The following is a 19,817-nucleotide window of genomic DNA, read 5'->3' on the forward strand; positions in this document are numbered from 1 at the left end:
AATTACAGTTTCATATGTAGACCTGCACATTGTATAGAGATTTATTATACCATATCAGCTCTCACTTTTATGCTATCAAGTGCTACAAGTTCTTTATTTCTTTGCTTCGCTTTGAATTTCGCCAAAGCTTGTTTGAATGACAGCATCGCCTCTTACTTTGATCGCTGACGTATGCTCAGTAAATTGTGCAATGATCACTTCACCTTTATCGAGTTTCTCGGAATGGTGAAATCTTGTATCAGAGCCTCTTGTTAGGCCGATGACGTTTACACCATTATCAATGGCTTTAATCACCACAAAATCAGATGCTTTATTTTCACTCATTTTGTTCACCTTCCATCTATTGAATTAGTCGTTTTTAATAAAGGAAAGCACTTCTGCTCTTGCGGCTGCATCATTTGCAAATGTGCCGCGGACTGCTGATGTGACTGTTTTAGCGCCTGGCTTTTTCACTCCGCGCATCGTCATACACATATGCTCTGCTTCAACGACAATCATCACGCCATGCGGATTAAGTGTTTCCACCATACTATCTGCAATGGTTGATGTAATGCGTTCCTGAAGCTGCGGGCGTTTAGCCACGGCTTCTACAGCTCTTGCCAGCTTACTAAGTCCCGTTACTTTTCCTCCGCGCGGAATATAAGCGACATGGGCTTTCCCGTAGAAAGGCACAAGGTGGTGTTCACACATTGAATGGAAAGCAATATCTTTTACAAGGACGAGTTCTTCGTGGTCTTCGCCAAAAATGGTTTTAAAATGTTCTTTTGGATCTTCATTTAATCCCGAGAACACTTCTTCATACATTTTTGCGACTCGTTTTGGGGTATCAAGAAGTCCTTCACGATCCGGATCTTCTCCGATTGCTTTTAATATATCGCGTACTGCGTGTTCGATTAATTCTTTATTTATTTCACTCATGTATTATATCCTCCAAAGGCGATTACATTTCATTCAGATTCTAGCACACTTCAGATCCTAAAAGCAAAGGAGAGCGTTCTAAACGAACCTTTTGATTCAAAAGGAAAAGCCCCTTATGAAAGGGGCTTTTCTAGACCAGTGTGAAACTGTATATGTATAACTCCTTCAACAGGATCATTACACATAACGATTATTTACCTGCCACCGCGTCTTTAAGTGCTTTACCTGGTTTGAAAGCAGGTACTTTGCTTGCAGGGATTTCGATCTCTGCACCAGTTTGTGGGTTACGTCCTTTACGAGCTGAACGCTCACGTACTTCAAAGTTACCAAAACCAATAAGTTGGATTTTGTCACCATTTTTAAGTGCATCTAAAATTGTATCAAAAACAGAATCAACTGCTTTTGTCGCGTCTTTTTTAGATAACTCGCTTGCTTCAGCAACCGCGTTAATAAGTTCTGTCTTGTTCATGCCTTTCACCTCCTCCCAAAAATATGCATTCAGTAGATTGTTATCATTTCTTCACAATTCATCTTCTTTCTATACCCTTTTTCAGAAAAAAAGAGCGTCTAGAAAGCGTTATACATGGCTTTTCATTAGAAAACATCTCTTTGAAGGAATGTTTGTCCAACAAAGTGAAGATTTTCTGTAAGTAGATTAACACATATGAAATACCATATCAAGCATTTTAAAGGGAAGAATCCTTATTCGTCAAGGATTAAGGGCACTTTTGCGAACGAATATTCCTAATTTCAGCCTGAATCTGACTAATCTTTATACAATTGTCTTTTTATGACTCATTCTACACGCAAAAAAAAGACCCCATCAATGAGAGGTCTCACTTGCTATAAAATAATCGCGATCAAACCGCCTGATCCTTCGTTAATGATTCTTTCAAGCGTTTCCTTCAGCTTATATCTTGCGTTTTCCGGCATGAGAGACAGCTTTGCTTGAATGCCTTCTCTGACAAGGGAGCTGAGGGAACGGCCAAATATATCTGAATTCCAGATCGAAAGCGGATCATCTTCAAAGTCTTGCATTAAGTAGCGGACGAGCTCTTCACTTTGTTTTTCTGTTCCGATAATCGGTGCAAATTCGCTCTCTACATCTACTTTGATCATATGAATAGATGGAGCGACCGCTTTTAATCTCACGCCGAATCTTGATCCCTGCCTAATGATTTCTGGCTCATCTAAACTCATATCTGATAACGCTGGCGCTGCAATCCCGTAACCAGTCTGCTTCACCATTTTTAATGCGTCTGATACTTGATCATATTCTGTCTTAGCATGAGCAAAGTCTTGCATGAGCTCTAGAAGATGGTCTTTTCCTCTAATTTCTACACCAACCACTTCTTTTAAAATATGATCATATAGATCATCTGGCGCATACAGGTCAATCTCCGCAATCCCCTGACCCATTTCAATTCCTGCTAAACCCGCTCTTTCGATAAAATCAAATTCACTGAATTGACCAACGACACGGTCGACATCTCTTAATCTTTTAATATCCTTTACAGTTTCCTTTACTGAATCCTGATAGCTCTCTCTCAGCCAGTGATCTTCTTTTAGCACCATCACCCAGCTTGGCAGGTTCACATTCACCTCTAGAACTGGGAATTCATATAATGCTTCACGAAGAACGCTGAGTACGTCTTGCTCTCTCATACTTTCTACGCTCATGGCGAGTACTGGAATATCATACTTTTGGCTAAGTTCCTGCCGGAGCGCTTCTGTTTCAGGATGATATGGCCTCACAGAGTTAATGACCATAATAAACGGCTTTCCAACCTCTTTGAGTTCATCAATTACACGTTCTTCAGATTCAATATAATCATGTCTTGGAATTTCTCCTATGGAACCATCTGTTGTAATGACTACACCTATTGTTGAATGCTCTTGAATGACCTTGCGTGTACCAATTTCCGCTGCTTCATGAAACGGGATTGGCTCTTCATACCACGGCGTATTGATCATTCTTGGGCCATTTTCATCTTCATACCCGCGCGCACCAGGGACAGTGTATCCCACACAATCGACAAGTCTGATGTTGACATCAAGGCCGTCACTCACGTGAATTGATGCTGCTTGATTCGGTACAAATTTTGGCTCTGTGGTCATAATGGTTTTTCCTGCTGCGCTTTGCGGCAATTCATCCTGTGCTCTTGCACGATCTGCCTCATTATTGATATTCGGGAGCACCACGAGCTCCATAAACTTTTTAATAAACGTAGATTTCCCTGTACGAACAGCGCCAACGACTCCTAAATATATATCGCCTCCTGTTCGTTCAGCGATATCCTTGAAAATATCGACTTTTTCCAAGTGATCCCCTCCCGGACTTGCTATCCTCGTTTTCAAATTAAATACTCTATTCTTCAATCAAACTGTGCTTGAAAGGTGTCTGGACAATATATGTGTATGACGTTGTCCTATTTGAATATGACACCTTTTTGTTTTGAGAGTAAGTTTAGCCATAAAAAAACCTTTCTCCTCATTTATATGCAGAGGAAAAAGGTTCATTCTTGTTTATGACGTCTTTTTTTCTAAAAAGGCAGGCTCACCTTTTTTGTTGATGGTATATGGGACAGAAAACGCGGGTACAAACGGGGTTTCCTGCCAATATACATCTTGAATGTTTTCACCTGGTTTCAGCTTTTGCTTCGTATTCTTCAAAATGTGAGCAAAATCACTGCGGTAGTCCACATAGATGTCACCGTTTGATGAAATCAGTAGTGGGAGGGAATTCCCTGTCACAGGACTTATCACCGCAGGCGGCGATTTTAATCCTAGTTTTTTTTCATTTAACGTATATAAATTGGCTGATACGACTTTGCCGTATGGCGGATATGTATGTTCATCTTGATACATCTTGATTCTAAGCCGTAATTCATTGATGGTCTGTGTCATTTTGACATCAAGCAGTTTCACAGTGGGTTTCTTTTCGACGTCTGTGAGGACATAAATATATTCGCCCCCGCCTTCATAAGATGTAGACGGTACATCGTGTAAATATCTTGGTGACAAGCGCTTAAAGTCGATGACATATTTCTGATAAACCGGCGTGTCTGCTTCTTTCGTTTCTATAGGCAAAAGACCATTTGTTGCTTTTTGAAATTCCTCAATCGCTGTCTGTACACTTTGCAGCTGCTCTTCGTATGGCACCCGGTTCTCAGCTTTGCGATTTTCTGGATACAGACATCCTGTTAATAAAATAAGTGCTAACAGTGTGACACTGACTTTTGCTTTGATCATCACATTCTTCCTTTTTCTTTATTCATTGACCGGTCCGCTAAAGACAACTAAAAACACAATGATACCTGATATCAGCATCAAGCTGTATGCAACGGTCGAGGCCGTTATTTTAAGAAATTTGCTTTTCAGCTTAAACCTGCTGAGATAAATGGTTACTACGGCTAAAAACATGAGCCCCATTGAACCAAGCGCAAACCACATCTTGATTAAAGCAAAACTCATCGTGCCTGTCCCCCTTCAAAACGAACGAATTGTAAGCGTTTATATTTCATTTTAAACCAAAAATAAGGTAAATATCAATCATTTTTCCAATCATTCAGAAAAAAGCGCATAAAAAAACTGAAGCAAAGAGGGGGACTCTGCTTCAGTCATTGGATCGACTATTTTCCTCATTCTGTAGAGGCAAAGCTCTATTCAAACTTCATTGCTATGTTATGCAAGTCTTCCCCTTCTTGCATCCTCTACATGCCTAAGTTCAGTCTTTCCTTTTATTTTGTTTGGTTTTCAAACATGTTCACAAGGTCTTCCATCTCATGTGTTTTCACACGTGCCATCAATGATTCTACAGCATCGTCCACCTTTTTCCCTTCAAACAGGACGCCGTAAAGAGCCTCTGTGATCGGCATGCTGACCTTGTATTCTTTGGAGAGCTGATAAGCGCCTTTTGTTGTGCGGACGCCTTCGACAACCATGCCCATTTTTTCAAGCACTTCTTCGAGCTTATATCCTTTACCGAGTAAATTCCCGCAGCGCCAGTTACGCGAATGAACACTTGTACATGTCACGATCAAATCGCCAACGCCTGTTAATCCAGCAAATGTAAGGGGATTCCCTCCCATTTTTGTGCCAAGACGTGCGATTTCAGCAAGTCCTCTTGTGATAAGCGCCGCTTTTGCATTGTCACCATATCCAAGTCCGTCTGTGATACCAGCGGCTAGAGCAATGATATTTTTCAATGCGCCGCCAATTTCCACCCCAATCACATCAGGGTTGGTGTACACTCTAAAATGATTGTTCATGAACAAATCTTGAACAAATTGAGCTGCTTCAATGTTTTCTGACGAGACAGTGACAGTTGTCGGATGACGCAGACCTACTTCTTCTGCATGACTCGGTCCTGATAGGACAACGACAGCCTCTCTTTTCTCAGATGGGACTTCTTGTTCAATCATTTGAGAAATTCTAAGAAGTGTATCTGGTTCAATTCCCTTACTGACATGGACAAATGGCACCTTCGATGAGATCAGCTCATTTGCCTGCTTCAATACCTCACGAATGGCCTTTGTTGGCACAGCGACAATAACCGCCTCTGTCCCCTCTAAAGCCTGCTTCATATCGGTTGTCGCCTGAATAGACGCTGGCAGTTCGACATTTGGCAAGTAATCATGATTTTCATGTTTCTCATTGATTTGATCAATGAGCTCTTGTCTATGTCCCCACATGTGTACATCATGATGATTATCAGCTAATACAAGCGCAAGTGCTGTTCCCCAGCTGCCTGCTCCAAGTACTGAAATTTTCTTCATCCTGCTCACCCTTTTTATTTTCTCGCTCTCGCAAATATTTTAATTGGTGTTCCTTCAAAACCAAATGCATCTCGAATGCGGTTTTCTAGGAAACGCTCATAAGAAAAGTGCATAAGCTCTGGATCGTTGACAAACACAACGAAGGAAGGAGGCTTAATGGCCACCTGTGTTGCATAGTAAATCTTTAGGCGCTGTCCGTTATGGGTCGGCGTTGGATTCATCGCCACCGCATCCATGATGATATCATTTAAAATATTGGTTTGAACGCGCATTGCATGGTTTTCGCTTGCTGTGATAATGGACGGCATTAATGTATGAATTCTCTTTTTCGTAAGAGCAGACATAAACAAGACAGGTGCATAATCAAGGAATTGAAAATGCTCGCGGATGTTTTGCTCAAATTCCTTCATCGTGCGCTCATCTTTTTCAACAGCATCCCATTTGTTCACAATGATGACAACAGCTTTACCAGCTTCGTGTGCATATCCAGCAATTCGTTTATCCTGCTCAATAATGCCTTCCTCGCCGTCAAGTACAACTGCGACAACATCAGAGCGGTCAATGGCTTTTAATGCACGAAGTACACTGTATTTCTCTGTTGTTTCATATACTTTCCCTTTTTTCCTCATACCTGCTGTATCAACAATGACAAAGTCACGCTGATTGTACGTAAACATCGTATCGACAGCATCTCTTGTTGTACCAGCGATGTTGCTGACAATAACGCGGTCTTCTCCGAGCATCGCATTCACTAAAGAAGATTTCCCTACATTCGGACGGCCAATTAAGCAGAACTGGACAACTTCTTCATCATATTGCGTATCCGGTAAATTCTTAAAATGTTCTGCCACTGCATCAAGCAGATCACCAAGACCTAATCCGTGTGTTCCAGAAATCGGATACGGCTCGCCAAATCCGAGTGCATAAAAGTCATACACGTCGCTTCTCATTTCAGGGTTGTCCAGTTTATTGACAGCAAGTACAACTGGCTTTTTCGTGCGATATAAAATTTTTGCGACTTCTTCATCCGCAGATGTCACACCATCTCGGCCATTCACCATAAAGATAATGACATCCGCTTCGTCCATTGCGATTTCTGCCTGATGGCGAATTTGCGCCAAGAATGGCTCATCTCCAATATCAATTCCACCAGTATCTATTAAATTAAAGTCATAATTTAACCATTCAGCAGAGCTATAGATTCGATCTCTTGTTACACCAGGTGTGTCTTCTACAATCGATATTCTTTCGCCTGCGATTCGATTAAAAATTGTAGATTTTCCAACGTTGGGCCTTCCAACAATGGCTACGACAGGTTTACCCATAGTACCCTTCCTTTCAATCCAGCCGCGATTCAATATGTTCATCATCATGTTTCAACCGGGATTTATAATTTTCATTCAGTTTTATGAAATAAACCCTTCAAACATGAAGGGTTCAACTTATATATTATATCAATTTTTAATCAGACCACAATGAATAACTTAAAAATGTTTGACAATCAAGTAAAGATCTTCTCCAATGCCGTGTGCAATTCCATCTAAAATGGCCTCTAAATTCATGGCATACATGTCGAGCTCTTCTTTATTTTCACAGAAAAAAACCGCTGTTCCGCCAATGACCCGCTCTTTATTAGTTGTTGCCACAGCCAATATAAATTGTTCAATGGTGTTCGCCATGCCCTATTACCTCACTTTCTTTTTAATGAAATCTGTCGGCATTCTTATGGCATTTTCTAAAATAGGCACCTCTTCTAATACACGGACAGCCAAATCTTCACGCTGCCATTGCGGTAAAATGAACACACCAAGTGTACCGGTATTCAGATCACGTTTTGCGAGTGGACAGAGCGATGGTTCACCAGAATCGCGGTACACGCCAAGCACGTTCGATAAATCAAATAAAATGGCTTGCCGCTGTCCAAGGTTAGCAATCGTTGTAGCAGAGTTGAAATTTTTCGGCGTCAAAATAAAACCCATCCCATGCTCTAAAATGAGCTTTTGCTTTTCAGGCAGTCCGATATTCATAATGTATATATCATTCACATAAAGCCCTGCCCCATCAAAGCGAAGTTCCCCTTTTTGAATGCTGACGATATCCTTTAATTGACTGCCTGACATTAATAGCTTTGCCATGAAAAAACAAAGAATACCGACTACTGTTCCAACAACAAGCGAGAAGAAAATACAGGCTGTCGTTGTAATAAGTGCAGTGAGAATCGCAATATAATTTCGACTTTCAAAGGCAATGGCAATGCCTTCTATATATGTACTGCCTCGTGAGACAAGCTCATACGAATCCATTTGGGTTAACGTATTTCTTTCCATATTTCGGACATCTCGAAATTGCGTGGCTGCCAAAGTGAGAAAGGTAATCGCTGTAAATTCCTCCTGAATTAGTGCAGGCATAATGATCGCACCTAATCCTGACGCAATAAAACCAAGTGCAATGTGAATCACTTGTCCATGAATATACGTAGGGTATTGCCGGTAATCCGTTCTTAACATGTAAAGTCTGGCCGCCATCCCAAAGATGACACCAATAATCACAGGAAACGTATAATCTGTCATGTTGATTTTGCAGCCCCTTTTACTGATTTTCTTGATGAACGGGCGTTCAAGAGCTTTTCAAACTGATCGACACCTAATAGGAAGACGGCTCCTTGTACCACGAAGGAAAGAAAAGAGAGATCCCCTATGACAATTGATGATGTGAGGCGGTGAATCGTCAGCGCATAAAGGGCTTCGCCAAGACATACTGACATCATCCATAAGGTGATTCTTTCCGTTAACGGCTGTCCATATGTCATACACATTAAGATCAGCAGGGCAAATACGACCCAATCCACCTTTATTATCGTGAACCAAACAGGGTCATATAATGCAAATATCATAAAAAAGGCATACGCACTCACCATCGAGCCCAATTGCATGATTCTCATCATTCGGTAACTAGGCCTGAATATGACGAAAGCAGCACATGCATATAAAAAAGTCATCAAGAAACCCGCATTGATGCTTATATCTAAAACGGATATCATGACATGACTGAATATAATATGGACAAGTACACAGAAGCCCAGCACGGTGCGCCACAAACTTTTTTCCATGATAAATGTCACCATAATCCAAACGAACCATATAGACCAATAATAGTACAAAGCCTCCAACGCCTCATCACCTCAATTACATTATGGGAAAATCTCCAATTTTTAAACATGCGGATCGTTACCGGCTTTGTATGAAATAAGCAAGAGGTGACACCCTAATAACCTGAGGAGGGATACATGATGGGAAAAGATAGACAGGAAAAGCGTTTAAAGGCGTCAAGAAGAGTGGAATCTGACCGCGATCAATCCATTCATCATAAGGGTGCAACAGCATTAGAAGGTCCAGAAAGCGCTCGAAAAAGAAATCAATAAAAAAAGGCATGTGATCATCACATGCCTCTCTTACTATAGTACGTTGTGTCAACGCCTCTTTCTTTGAGCCAATGACTTGTTTCCCCCGAGATCACAACTTGAGCCTGTCTCAGTTCTTCAATCGTCTTCACGCCAAGCACTGTCATCATCATCTTGATATCTTCTTGAAGTTCCATGATATCTGCGATGAGGCCGCTTTCTCCTCCACTGGTCAATGATTTTAAGAAAAATCCAGCTAGACCAGCAGCAGATGCGCCAAGAGCCATTGATTTGGTTACATCAAGAGCATCTTGAATACCTCCGGAGGCTAAAATCGTTTGATTCGGAAAGGCTGTATGTACTTCAGCAAGACTCGCTGCAGTTGGAATTCCCCATTGATCAAAATAACGAAGTGCTTTTTGGCGGCGGAGATTTTCAATCTTAGAAAAGTTCGTTCCACCAAATCCGCCTACATCAACGGCTGCAACCCCAGCATGGAATAACTTTTCTGCCGTCTCCTTACTCATGCCAAATCCGACTTCTTTTACAACAACAGGCACACCAACAGATTCAACGATAGCTGCAATCCGCTCAAGCGCCCCCCTGAAATCGCGATCGCCTTCAGGCATGACAATCTCTTGGATGACATTCAGATGAATTTGGAGCATATTTGCCTCGAGCATGTTGACTGCTTCTTGAGCTTGCTTCATTGTCGCTTCACTGCCTAAATTCGCAAATACAATTCCATCCGGATTGACTTTACGAACGACTTCATATGTTCGTCTTTCTTCTTTATCTTTCAGTGCAGCCATTTGTGATCCAACTGCTACTGGGATATTGGTCTCCTTCGCTGCGATCGATAAAGAGCGGTTGATCTCATAGGTGGATTCCCCGCCTCCGCCAGTCATTGCATTGATAAAAATTGGCGAACCGAAAGTCAGTCCGCCAATTGTCGTATGTGTATCAATTTGTGATGTCGCAAGATCTGGTAAACTGGCGTGAACGAAGGAAACATCATCTAAACCTGTTGCTGCATGCTGGCCAGTGGACAGCGCATGCTCAATATGCTGCTTCTTTCTTTCTGCTCGCGTCAATTTTGATCACCAAATTATTTTAGTTTATTGAGTTTATCGCCGATCAGGTCACCAAGCTGGAATCCGCTTGTGTTTTCTTCTTTCGCCTGATATTGACGATAATCCTCTTCGATTTGTTTTTCAGGATTTTCTTCTAAATCACGGATGCTTAGTGAAATGCGCTCTTCGTCTTCATTCACATCAAGCACTTTCACTTTCACAGTCTGCCCTTCTTCAAGGACTTCTTGCGGCGTGCCGATATGTTTATGAGAGATTTGGGAAATATGCACAAGCCCTTCTACACCTGGCAGAATTTCAACAAATGCACCAAAGCTCACAAGACGTTGAACGGTTCCTTCAAGCACATCACCTTGTTTTACCTTTTCACCAATTTGGCTCCAAGGTCCTGGTAATGTTTCTTTAATAGATAGTGAGATACGTTCGTTATCACGATCAACAGCAAGTACTTTGACCTTGACTTCCTGTCCTTCTTCTACTACGTCAGATGGCTTTTCAACATGCGCATGGGATAGTTGAGAAATGTGAACTAATCCATCAATGCCGCCAATGTCAACAAATGCACCAAAATCAGTAAGCCTCTGCACTTTACCATCAATCACACTGCCTACTTCAAGCTTTTGCAGGAAGTCTTGCTTTTTGTCTAATTGCTCTTGCTCAACGACTGCACGGTGCGAGAGAATCACGCGATTTTTTTCGCGGTCAAGTTCTACCACGACAAGTGAGAGTGTTTTCCCTTTGTAATCTGTGAAGTCTTCTACATAGTGTGCTTCTACAAGAGATGCAGGAATAAATCCGCGCACACCAATGTCAACGACAAGACCACCTTTTACAACGTCTTTTACTTCAGCTTCAAATACCTCTTTTGTTTCAAACTTTTTCTCTAGGTCTTCCCAAGCGCGGTCTGCATCAACAGCACGTTTAGATAAAATCAAAGCATCGTCTTCGACCTTTGTTACTTTAAGCTCTAACTCGTCGCCATCTTTCACGACATCTGATGCTTTTTCAACGTGAAGACTTGATAATTCACTGATTGGGATGATACCAGGTTGTTTCACATTGACGATATCTACATTGACATGCTTGTCCTCAACTTTAGAAACAATCCCTTTCACTACATCTCCAACCTCTGGTACCTGAACATCGATTTGATTCATTTCCTCTGTCATTTCGATAACCTCCTTGGTCCAAACCTACACAGCTTAGTTAAAACGACTGGGCGAATATGTGTCTTAAGCATGATGATTGCCAGCCGAATATGTATTATAGAAACATTCAAATCAATATAATTGCTTGAATGATCAATAAAAATAGTATTAGTATAAACTTCTAATAAAAGACCTTGTTTGTCAAGAGATAAACCTCTAACTTATAAAAGTTTTCTAAAATTTCTTACTGTTTCTCCACGCGGTCTGCTGCATCTAAAATTTTCCCTGCCACCTCTTGAATAGAAAGGGAAGTGGTGTCAATCTCAATGGCGCCATCTGCTTTCTTCAAAGGTGAAACTTCGCGCTCAGAATCAAGCTTATCGCGTCTTGCAATCTCTTCGATCAGCTGATCGTAATTGACATCGTAGCCTTTTTTCTGATTCTCTTCAAAGCGGCGTTTTGCTCTTTCTTCTACTGATGCAAGCAAGAAAATTTTCACTTCAGCATCTGGAAGTACATGAGTGCCTATGTCTCTTCCGTCCATAACGACGCCGCCTCGTTTGCCAAGCTCTTGCTGCCTGCGGACCATTTCTTCCCGAACAGCTCTGTGCTTTGCAACAACCGATACTTGGTTGCTTACGCGGTCTGTGCGAATATCCTCTGTGACATCCGTATTGTTTAGATGGACTTTTTGACCCTCGTCTGTTGTGACTAGTTCAATGACCGTTTTTTTCAGTAATGAATCAAGTGCCTGTTCGTCTTCAAGATCTACACCTTGATTGAGTGCCGCAAGTGTAATCGCGCGGTACATAGCACCTGTATCAATATAAATATATGATTTTTTGGCTGCGACAATTTTTGCCACAGTGCTTTTGCCTGCTGCTGCAGGACCGTCAATTGCAATAGATAATTTCTTTTTCATAATACCTCTCCTTGATTGAATCTCCCTTATGAATTGTAACACGATCACCGCTCAAACGGGGGAATTTTCTATCAATCCTTCTGCTTAAACGTTTCAATCCATTCTTCAATGCTCATGTTGTTCACACCCTCATACTGCACGACTTTTGACAAAAAAAGTTCTCCTTTCGTCAAATGAAGTGTGATCTGAACAGTGAGCAATAAAACAAGCTGAATGAGCACCACTTTCAATAACCATCTTTCCATTGTCTTCATACAAAAAGCCTCCACGCTAGATTCTTTCCTCTCTAGTATGGAAGCTTTTTACACCCTTTATTCTTATGCTTTTTTCACACGTGTTAAAAGCTGCTGCTGGAAGCAGTATTTCATGATGTGCTGCTGGTGGTCATTTGTGATCTCTGAAAACTCCATGATCGCTCTTTTTTTGCCAGACTGTTCATCTTCATATACTCGATTCATCTCTGCAACCGCTTTTATTTTCACGGGCTCTTTTAGGGGAAGTTCAAACTCTGTGACCACTTCTCCATATTCTTTCAATGACACGCCCTCAGGAACAGAGATTGCTACGCCGCCAGCACTCATATTTACAATAAACGTCTCAAAGGCCTCTTCGTCCGTTTGCATGATAGTAGCTTTGACCATCGTATCCACTCTCAGATATTCTCTACGCTGAAGGCGAATCATTTCTTCTTTTGGCGGAATGGAAATGACAATCATCGGAATATCTTCTTTTCTTTTTCCGATGACTTCGCTTGTACATTTGTATGGAATTTGGTTTTCGTCAAAAAAGAAGACGGTGATTTCTGTTTGCTGGTTTAAGTAGATGGTGCGTCCCGTTTCTTTATCAGCTGGATAATTAATGCAAATATCATCGTTATTATTTTCCAAAACCTTCGATTTTGCTGTTTTCACTTCTTTGTTCTCATTGACATATTCAATTGTGATTGCATCCCCTATTTGTAACATTCCTCATCACTCTTTTCATCTGTGAAATCGTATCCTCTCCTATATTAAACCATGTCTAAAACAAAAGGAAAAGACTTATTAGCCTTTTCCTCGTTTCCTTTTTTATAGGTCTTTATATATAGGTTCTGCGTTTTTTAGTTTATCTACTCGCTCTTCTTTTCCAGTATCTGCATTAATGAACATGCGATACGTATCGTTTTTTATCGTTCCGAGGAACTCATAGCACAGAACTTCCTCTGACATATCATTTTGCACAATCGCTAAATGAGTATCTTCGATCTTTACATGCTGATTTAATGTTTTCTTCGCTTCTTTTTGCGAGATTTTAGGTGCTTTAATGTCTCGTGTTTTATGATTCGTTAAGTAATCCTTCGCTGAAAACCCAACAACCTCACCATCGTCCAATGCGACTTTCATGCGTATACTATCTGGATAAAGCAGAACATTTTTCTGAAGAGGAACATAGGTAAATACACCGATATTATCAAATTGTGCACTTTCATCTAAATGGAACGATTCTGTGTCAAACCCTTGCTTCTTTAGGAAGCTGAGTGCTTTTTCTGATGCCTCATTCAAACTGATTTTCTGTTTTTTCACGTCACGATTCTGAAGTAGGTAGACTGGGTGTCCTCCTTTTTCAGTTAAATCTAGATAAAAGTTTGCATGGCTGTCTGGATCAGACATCGATAAGCTGTACACGTCGCGATTGGTTTTGCTGCCGCTTTTTCTCACTTTAAAATGTTGATTATGGTCTGGTGTGAATTGCTGTGCAATGCGGATCGCTTCTTTTTTTGAAATCTTATCGCCTTTTAAATGATTGTAGCCTTGTGTTTCTTTTTCTGTGGACACATTTGTAGGCCCAAGATCGACATCTGCAAATGCATCTGCATTTCTCTCGACTGTTTTCAGCCCGTCAATGATGGTGTTGTCGTTCTTTCGATCGCCGTCAGCGAGCGCCATTTCAACATCCATCCATTTTAAGTTTTTATTAAGTACGAGGTGCTGCACTTGTCTAAGTTCGTTTTGGATATCTGACGCTTGATTATATAGAGCTGTAATGGTTTTGTGCGTATCTTTATTTAATGGTTCATCTGATAAAGATTTGACTGATGATTTGTAGCTAAAATCTCCGACATTCGCCAGGAATTCTTCCGTTTTATTAAAAGGCATCAATGTAAGCGGGAGCTGGCTGACATTGTTATGCGCTTCTGATGACATTCTCCATACATCAGCAAGTGCTGGTGAGATGGATGTTTGGCTGTTCATCGCAAGTGTTGCGCCCAGTTTGTCATGCAGCTGATCCACCTGATACGTTAAATCATGGAATGCTCTTTGGTAGTTGTTCTCAGCATGAAGCAGTACGGCGTCTTTTTCTTGATGTTCTTTATAGCCCCAATAACCTGTTGAGATGACAGCAATTCCTAAAATAGCAATCAATATTCCTCTGATCATTTATTTACACCTCTTTTTATTCGCAGAATATATGTTTCCCGATTCGTTTAATTTGTGGTCTTCCCCAAATCCATGGACTTGTTGCTGTATCAGGATTAAAGTAATAGATGGCGCTCTCAGATGGATCCCAGCCATTGATTGCATCAAATACAGCTTTTTTTGCCGTTTCATCTGGCGTCATATAAAATTGCCCATCTGCTACAGCAGTAAACGCAAGCGGTTCAAAAATGACTCCTGCGATCGTATTTGGAAAGGTCGGATTGTTCAAACGGTTTAAGATAACGGCCGCGATGGCCACCTGTCCTTCATACGGCTCACCTCTTGCTTCACTGTACACAGCTTGCGACAAGAGCTGAATGTCATTACTAGAAAAACCACCAGGCATGTTGGCTGCTGTTTGTTTTGGTGTTTGATTTCCCTGCTGGCTGCCTGACTGATTGCCAGACTTCCCAGATGATCCACTTTGACTTTTTTGATTTTCGTTTGTACCTTGGGCTGTCTTTTTTTGCGAACTTCTTTGCGCAGGAGCCTTTGTTTGCTGATCAAGAGGCTTCCCGCCATAATGGGTAAACTGGTTCCCTTCCTGCAGCTGCTTTTGAACAAACTCTTTGTAGTATTTCGTCTTTTGAACTAATAAGCTTTTTGTTTTCTCACCTACAAGTCCATCGACCTTCTTCATGCCAAATTGGCTTTGAAAGTTGCGAACGGCCCAGTACGTTCCCCAGCCATAGACGCCATCGATTTTGCCATTGTAAAAACCATTGTATTGGAGCCGCGCTTGCAGCTCGACTACATCTTCTCCTGTTGCCCCGCGCTGGATGACTTGGGCGGTGAAGGCTTCACTTTTACTGGCTGTCAAAAGTGAAGACGCAAGAAGAACGATTGAGAAGATAAGAACAATTTGTTTCATGAAACGAGCTTTATCCATATTTGATCCTCCTGTACTTTTGATGTTTGAATATATGTTTCTTCCGATCCCTATTTTTATACATTCAACACAGGAGAGAATTGGATGGAAAAGACAAAAAAACGCCCTATAAACAAATAGGACGTTTTCCAAAATTAAATTTGCACCATTTTTACCGCACGGGCTTTTTTTGCTTTCCTTAAACCAAACCACCATAAAAAAATCATGAACGGCACCATGATATATCCCCAGTTTTTCATCCCTAATAGAATGAAATCATACAGGCCGTGAAACAACACAGGGAGCGTTAAAGAAAGGATCAGCCATTTGCGCTGCTCTTTTTTATCAGAGAAGCGGGCTTTTCCGATATAAAAACCCATCACAACACCAAATAATGCGTGACTTGATACAGGTAATAAAGCACGGGTAAACGCATATTCGACCCCGTGACCGACTAAGTAAAGGATATTTTCAAGTGTTGCAAAACCAAGTGAGACACTCGTTCCATACACAATTCCGTCATAGTGTTCGTCAAACTGGGCATGTGCATAAACGCTGACCATTAAAATAAACCATTTTAATGATTCCTCTAAAAAGCCCGACGTCACAAATGAAATCAAGATAGGGTTTGTTGCGATATTTTCCTCTTGAAGGACATATTGAATAAACATGGTTGGAAACACAAGTATGACACCTAGCATAAAAGATCTGATGACCATGTGAACCGGCTCATTGTCGTACTGATCTTTCAAATAAAAATAACTTAAAAGTGCGATGCCGGGAGCTAAACCTGCTGAGATGATTGCGATCATAACCAGACCTCTTTCCCTACATTATCCTTCATTATCGTACCATGATTTACCCTTTTTTTATATGACTCGAGCCCATTTTTCTAAAATATCTTTCTATATAATCCCAATTTATATAAAAAAGAACCGAACCCCTTTGAAGGATTCAGTTCTTTTTTTATCCGTTGATTCTTTTGTTGATTTCTTCTGCAATGAGGCCGCCATGAAATCTTCCATTTTCAATGAAAATTTCATTGGCATTATTTCCAGCAGCAATGACTCCCGCAATGAAAATACCTTCAACATTCGTTTCCATCGTCTGTTCATCAAATGCTGGACGGCCTGATTCTGGATCAATCGTGACACCCATTTTTTCTAAGAAAGAATGATCTGGGTGATAGCCAGTCATAGCAAATACATAGTCACTTTTCACTCGATCCGTTTGATTTTGCTGGTTTGTAAAGATCACATCTTCTTCTGTGATTTCTTTCACCTGCGCACCAAACTCCATTCGAATGGTTCCATTACGGACAAGCGCTTCAAACTCTGGTAGTATCCAAGGCTTGATGCTGGATGAATATTCGGTTCCTCTATACAGCACAGTGACTCTGCTTCCGCATTTCACAAGTTCTAGCGCAGCATCCACACTGGAGTTCTTTCCGCCGATCACCGTCACATCTTTATCAAAATATGGATGTCCTTCTTTAAAATAGTGATATACGTGAGGAAGGTCTTCTCCTTTGACGTTCATATAGTTTGGATGATCATAGTAGCCAGTCGCAATGACGACGTAATCACATGAATAGTTGTCTTTTGATGTATTTACCGTAAAACGGCCATCTTGTTTCGTCACGGCGTTTACTTTTTCAAAAGCATGTACACGCAGTTTTTTTCGTCTGACGACCTCTCGGTAATAAGAAAGTGCCTGAATACGAACGGGCTTACGGTTCTCAGTAATAAAAGCGACATCACCGATTTCAAGCTTTTCACTTGTACTAAAAAAGGTTTGATGTGTTGGGTAATGATAAATACTGTTCACGACATTCCCCTTTTCAATCACAAGTGCATCAATCCCAATTTGCTTGAATGCGATGGCAGCTGATAACCCGCATGGGCCGCCTCCTATTATGATCGCTTTTTCTTGTTTCATTTGTTCCACTCCTGTCATTTCACTGCAATAACAATTGCTGGGCTGTTTGATTCTTTGTTCCATTCCATAAAAAAATCTCCTATTTAAGGATAGGAGATTTTAAGGCGCGATGCAAATCAGCCGCTTAAATCCAGCCTCTGAATCGAGAAGCTTCAGCCATTTTACGTACACCGACCATATATGCAGCAAGACGCATATCAATTCGGCGGTTTTGCGCCATTTCATAAATATTATTAAATGATTTCACCATCATATCTTCTAAACGAGTTTCAACTTCTTCTTCTGTCCAGTAAAACCCTTGGTTATTCTGAACCCATTCAAAGTAAGAAACAGTTACACCACCCGCGCTCGCAAGCACGTCTGGAACAAGCAGTACACCACGATCTGAAAGAATTTTGGTTCCTTCCAGTGTCGTTGGACCGTTTGCTGCTTCTACGACAATTTTGGCTTTAATGTTTGCCGCATTATCTTCTGTGATTTGGTTTTCAATGGCTGCAGGTACTAAGATATCACAATCCAGCTCAAGCAGCTCTTGGTTTGTAATTGTATCGTTAAATAGTTTAGTGACGGTTCCAAAGCTGTCACGTCGGTCAAGCAAGTAGTCAATGTCTAGACCATCTTCATCGTATAATCCGCCGTATGCATCTGAAATCCCTACGATTTTTGCTCCAGCATCATACATGAATTTAGCTAAGTAGCTTCCTGCATTTCCGAATCCCTGTACGACAACACGAGCTCCGTTAATGTCAATTCCTTTTTTCTTCGCCGCTTCTTTGATGCAGATCGTCACACCTTTTGCTGTTGCAGTATCACGTCCGTGTGATCCTCCAAGAACAATTGGCTTCCCTGTAATAAATCCTGGCGAGTTAAATTCATCAATTCTAGAATATTCATCCATCATCCATGCCATAATTTGAGAGTTCGTAAACACGTCTGGTGCTGGAACATCTTTTGTTGGTCCAACAATTTGACTGATGGCGCGAACATAGCCGCGGCTTAGTTTTTCAAGCTCTCTGAATGACATTTCTCTTGGATCACAGATAATACCGCCTTTTCCTCCGCCATAAGGAAGATCCACAATTCCACATTTTAAACTCATCCAAATTGAAAGCGCTTTTACTTCTTTTTCCGTAACGTTCGGGTGGAAACGGATTCCGCCTTTTGTTGGACCGACAGCATCATTGTGCTGTGCACGGTAACCAGTGAAAATTTTCACCGATCCATCGTCCATACGTACTGGAATTTTGACCGTTAATAGACGAATTGGCTCCTTCAGCAATTCATACACTTCCTGCGGATACCCTAATTTGTCTAGCGCTTTATGTATGACGGTTTGAGTTGACTTTAAAACATCTAGCTTATCTTCTGCGTTATGAGCGGCGTTTTGATCGGCTGCCATTAAAATAAACCCCCTAGAAATCTTTCATGATCTACTGCTCCCTTTCAAGCAATAGTATACACCTTCGTACTGGTAAAGCAAAGGTAAAAAGCGTTTTTTATTAAAATAAAATATCAGCGTTTATAAATATAAAAAAGGATATAAAAAAATACTGTTGTTTCATCACAACAGTATTAAATATAATAGATAAAAGTGATTAAAAATACATTTGAATCGTTTTCACAGCATCGTCTTGCATGATCACTTTTCCATATTCTTTTAGCCGGTGGATGGTGAGTGTCGTAGGTGAACCAAACTCTGCTAAAATCGAAATGACTGTATCAGCAGATAATTCTCCAACATCATCCAAGCTGAGGTAATATTGACCTTCATAATGGTAAACTGTACCCCCTAAAAGTCCAATACGACTTAAACTATGGGACAGTTGAATCACATCTTCAAACGAGGCAAATTGATAGAGCACATGCTTACTCTCGTCGAGCTTGACTTGCATCTCAATGTAATCTTCATCAAACTCATCATCAGCATCTTCCTGCTGACTCTTTGTGACAATGACGACCATCCCCTGCGCCTGAAGAGAAAATACTTCAACAGCAATCGGTCCATTCGCTTCAAAACCGAGCTCCTGATTCGCCTCGTTCATCATGTCTTTAAACAGCTGATGGACTTTGAACGAATCTTTCCAAAGGTCTTCTTTCGTAAGACCTCGGTCTGTCAGGTCATCTAGTGTGAGAAAAATTTTGATTTTATTATAATTCAGACGCTCCAGTCGCATAACGTTCCCTCCTGCCTCTTCTAAACACACATCATACTGTAGTATATGAGATGATGAGTCATAGGTTCTTAATTTTGTATTCAGTTTACACTGTGTCAAGACGGAAGACAAGCATGAAGCTATG

Annotated in this window: 23 protein-coding genes; 1 reads left to right on the top strand and 22 read right to left on the bottom strand. The window is 41.0% G+C overall.

The features are described from left to right. Window positions 1-93: 93 nt before the first annotated feature. The 11 genes from mtrB to NSS80_RS11485 form a co-directional block, all read right to left on the bottom strand. Window positions 94-324, bottom strand: coding sequence for a trp RNA-binding attenuation protein MtrB (mtrB, locus tag NSS80_RS11435; RefSeq protein ID WP_008344541.1), 231 nt, complete (start codon window positions 322-324; stop codon window positions 94-96). Window positions 325-348: 24 nt separating this feature from the next. Further along, complete coding sequence (gene folE / locus NSS80_RS11440; RefSeq protein ID WP_003215789.1) at window positions 349-918, bottom strand: GTP cyclohydrolase I FolE; 570 nt, start codon at window positions 916-918, stop codon at window positions 349-351. A 190-nt stretch (window positions 919-1,108) separates the two neighbouring features. Continuing rightward, entirely contained in the window at window positions 1,109-1,387 is a 279-nt protein-coding gene (gene hbs / locus NSS80_RS11445; RefSeq protein WP_003215863.1) for a non-specific DNA-binding protein Hbs, read from the bottom strand. 374 nt (window positions 1,388-1,761) lie between these two features. Further along, entirely contained in the window at window positions 1,762-3,240 is a 1,479-nt protein-coding gene (gene spoIVA / locus NSS80_RS11450; protein WP_008344534.1) for a stage IV sporulation protein A, read from the bottom strand. A 204-nt stretch (window positions 3,241-3,444) separates the two neighbouring features. After that, window positions 3,445-4,170: a hypothetical protein gene (locus tag NSS80_RS11455; RefSeq protein ID WP_024428087.1), complete on the bottom strand. Its 726-nt coding sequence runs from the start codon at window positions 4,168-4,170 to the stop codon at window positions 3,445-3,447. Between the two features lie 18 nt (window positions 4,171-4,188). Further along, window positions 4,189-4,392: a DUF2768 domain-containing protein gene (locus tag NSS80_RS11460; RefSeq protein ID WP_024422813.1), complete on the bottom strand. Its 204-nt coding sequence runs from the start codon at window positions 4,390-4,392 to the stop codon at window positions 4,189-4,191. Window positions 4,393-4,658: 266 nt separating this feature from the next. Further along, a complete protein-coding gene (locus tag NSS80_RS11465; protein ID WP_024428086.1) occupies window positions 4,659-5,696 on the bottom strand; it encodes an NAD(P)H-dependent glycerol-3-phosphate dehydrogenase in 1,038 nt (345 codons plus the stop codon). A 14-nt stretch (window positions 5,697-5,710) separates the two neighbouring features. After that, window positions 5,711-7,021, bottom strand: coding sequence for a ribosome biogenesis GTPase Der (gene der / locus NSS80_RS11470; RefSeq protein ID WP_024422815.1), 1,311 nt, complete (start codon window positions 7,019-7,021; stop codon window positions 5,711-5,713). Between the two features lie 159 nt (window positions 7,022-7,180). Beyond that, window positions 7,181-7,375, bottom strand: coding sequence for a hypothetical protein (locus NSS80_RS11475; protein ID WP_008344527.1), 195 nt, complete (start codon window positions 7,373-7,375; stop codon window positions 7,181-7,183). A 6-nt stretch (window positions 7,376-7,381) separates the two neighbouring features. Further along, on the bottom strand, window positions 7,382-8,266 hold the full coding sequence (locus tag NSS80_RS11480) for a YIEGIA family protein (RefSeq protein ID WP_024422816.1): 885 nt from the start codon (window positions 8,264-8,266) through the stop codon (window positions 7,382-7,384). After that, on the bottom strand, window positions 8,263-8,805 hold the full coding sequence (locus NSS80_RS11485; RefSeq protein WP_024428085.1) for a hypothetical protein: 543 nt from the start codon (window positions 8,803-8,805) through the stop codon (window positions 8,263-8,265). Before NSS80_RS11485 ends, NSS80_RS11480 begins: the two co-directional genes overlap by 4 nt. A 180-nt stretch (window positions 8,806-8,985) precedes the next feature. On the opposite strand from NSS80_RS11485, the gene NSS80_RS11490 reads away from it, so the two are divergent. Further along, entirely contained in the window at window positions 8,986-9,117 is a 132-nt protein-coding gene (locus tag NSS80_RS11490; RefSeq protein ID WP_073206119.1) for a YpzI family protein, read from the top strand. Window positions 9,118-9,134: 17 nt separating this feature from the next. Here the strand turns inward: NSS80_RS11490 and fni are convergent, their stop codons facing one another. From fni to NSS80_RS11545, 11 genes are all read right to left on the bottom strand, one after another. Beyond that, window positions 9,135-10,190 (bottom strand): type 2 isopentenyl-diphosphate Delta-isomerase, encoded by a 1,056-nt coding sequence (gene fni / locus NSS80_RS11495; protein ID WP_208946474.1) that lies wholly within the window; start codon window positions 10,188-10,190, stop codon window positions 9,135-9,137. A 14-nt stretch (window positions 10,191-10,204) separates the two neighbouring features. Continuing rightward, window positions 10,205-11,356: a 30S ribosomal protein S1 gene (gene rpsA, locus NSS80_RS11500; RefSeq protein WP_024422818.1), complete on the bottom strand. Its 1,152-nt coding sequence runs from the start codon at window positions 11,354-11,356 to the stop codon at window positions 10,205-10,207. 223 nt (window positions 11,357-11,579) lie between these two features. Next, window positions 11,580-12,257: a (d)CMP kinase gene (gene cmk / locus NSS80_RS11505; protein WP_024422819.1), complete on the bottom strand. Its 678-nt coding sequence runs from the start codon at window positions 12,255-12,257 to the stop codon at window positions 11,580-11,582. Between the two features lie 71 nt (window positions 12,258-12,328). Further along, a complete protein-coding gene (locus NSS80_RS11510; protein ID WP_024422820.1) occupies window positions 12,329-12,511 on the bottom strand; it encodes a DUF5359 family protein in 183 nt (60 codons plus the stop codon). Between the two features lie 63 nt (window positions 12,512-12,574). Continuing rightward, window positions 12,575-13,222: a flagellar brake domain-containing protein gene (locus NSS80_RS11515; RefSeq protein ID WP_041117839.1), complete on the bottom strand. Its 648-nt coding sequence runs from the start codon at window positions 13,220-13,222 to the stop codon at window positions 12,575-12,577. Window positions 13,223-13,324: 102 nt separating this feature from the next. Then, a complete protein-coding gene (gene ypeB / locus NSS80_RS11520) occupies window positions 13,325-14,674 on the bottom strand; it encodes a germination protein YpeB (RefSeq protein ID WP_024422822.1) in 1,350 nt (449 codons plus the stop codon). A 16-nt stretch (window positions 14,675-14,690) separates the two neighbouring features. Continuing rightward, window positions 14,691-15,602 carry a spore cortex-lytic enzyme gene (gene sleB / locus NSS80_RS11525; RefSeq protein WP_024422823.1) on the bottom strand — a complete coding sequence of 304 codons (912 nt, stop codon included), beginning with the start codon at window positions 15,600-15,602 and terminating at the stop codon, window positions 14,691-14,693. 134 nt (window positions 15,603-15,736) lie between these two features. After that, complete coding sequence (gene prsW / locus NSS80_RS11530; protein ID WP_024422824.1) at window positions 15,737-16,393, bottom strand: glutamic-type intramembrane protease PrsW; 657 nt, start codon at window positions 16,391-16,393, stop codon at window positions 15,737-15,739. Window positions 16,394-16,547: 154 nt separating this feature from the next. Then, window positions 16,548-17,519 carry a YpdA family putative bacillithiol disulfide reductase gene (locus NSS80_RS11535; protein ID WP_024422825.1) on the bottom strand — a complete coding sequence of 324 codons (972 nt, stop codon included), beginning with the start codon at window positions 17,517-17,519 and terminating at the stop codon, window positions 16,548-16,550. A gap of 124 nt (window positions 17,520-17,643) precedes the next feature. After that, window positions 17,644-18,918: a Glu/Leu/Phe/Val dehydrogenase gene (locus NSS80_RS11540; RefSeq protein ID WP_007500982.1), complete on the bottom strand. Its 1,275-nt coding sequence runs from the start codon at window positions 18,916-18,918 to the stop codon at window positions 17,644-17,646. A 196-nt stretch (window positions 18,919-19,114) separates the two neighbouring features. After that, complete coding sequence (locus NSS80_RS11545) at window positions 19,115-19,693, bottom strand: genetic competence negative regulator (RefSeq protein ID WP_024422826.1); 579 nt, start codon at window positions 19,691-19,693, stop codon at window positions 19,115-19,117. Window positions 19,694-19,817: the final 124 nt, after the last annotated feature.

This window comes from Bacillus sp. FSL M8-0350, assembly GCF_038593345.1.
Classification (GTDB): domain Bacteria; phylum Bacillota; class Bacilli; order Bacillales; family Bacillaceae; genus Bacillus; species Bacillus safensis.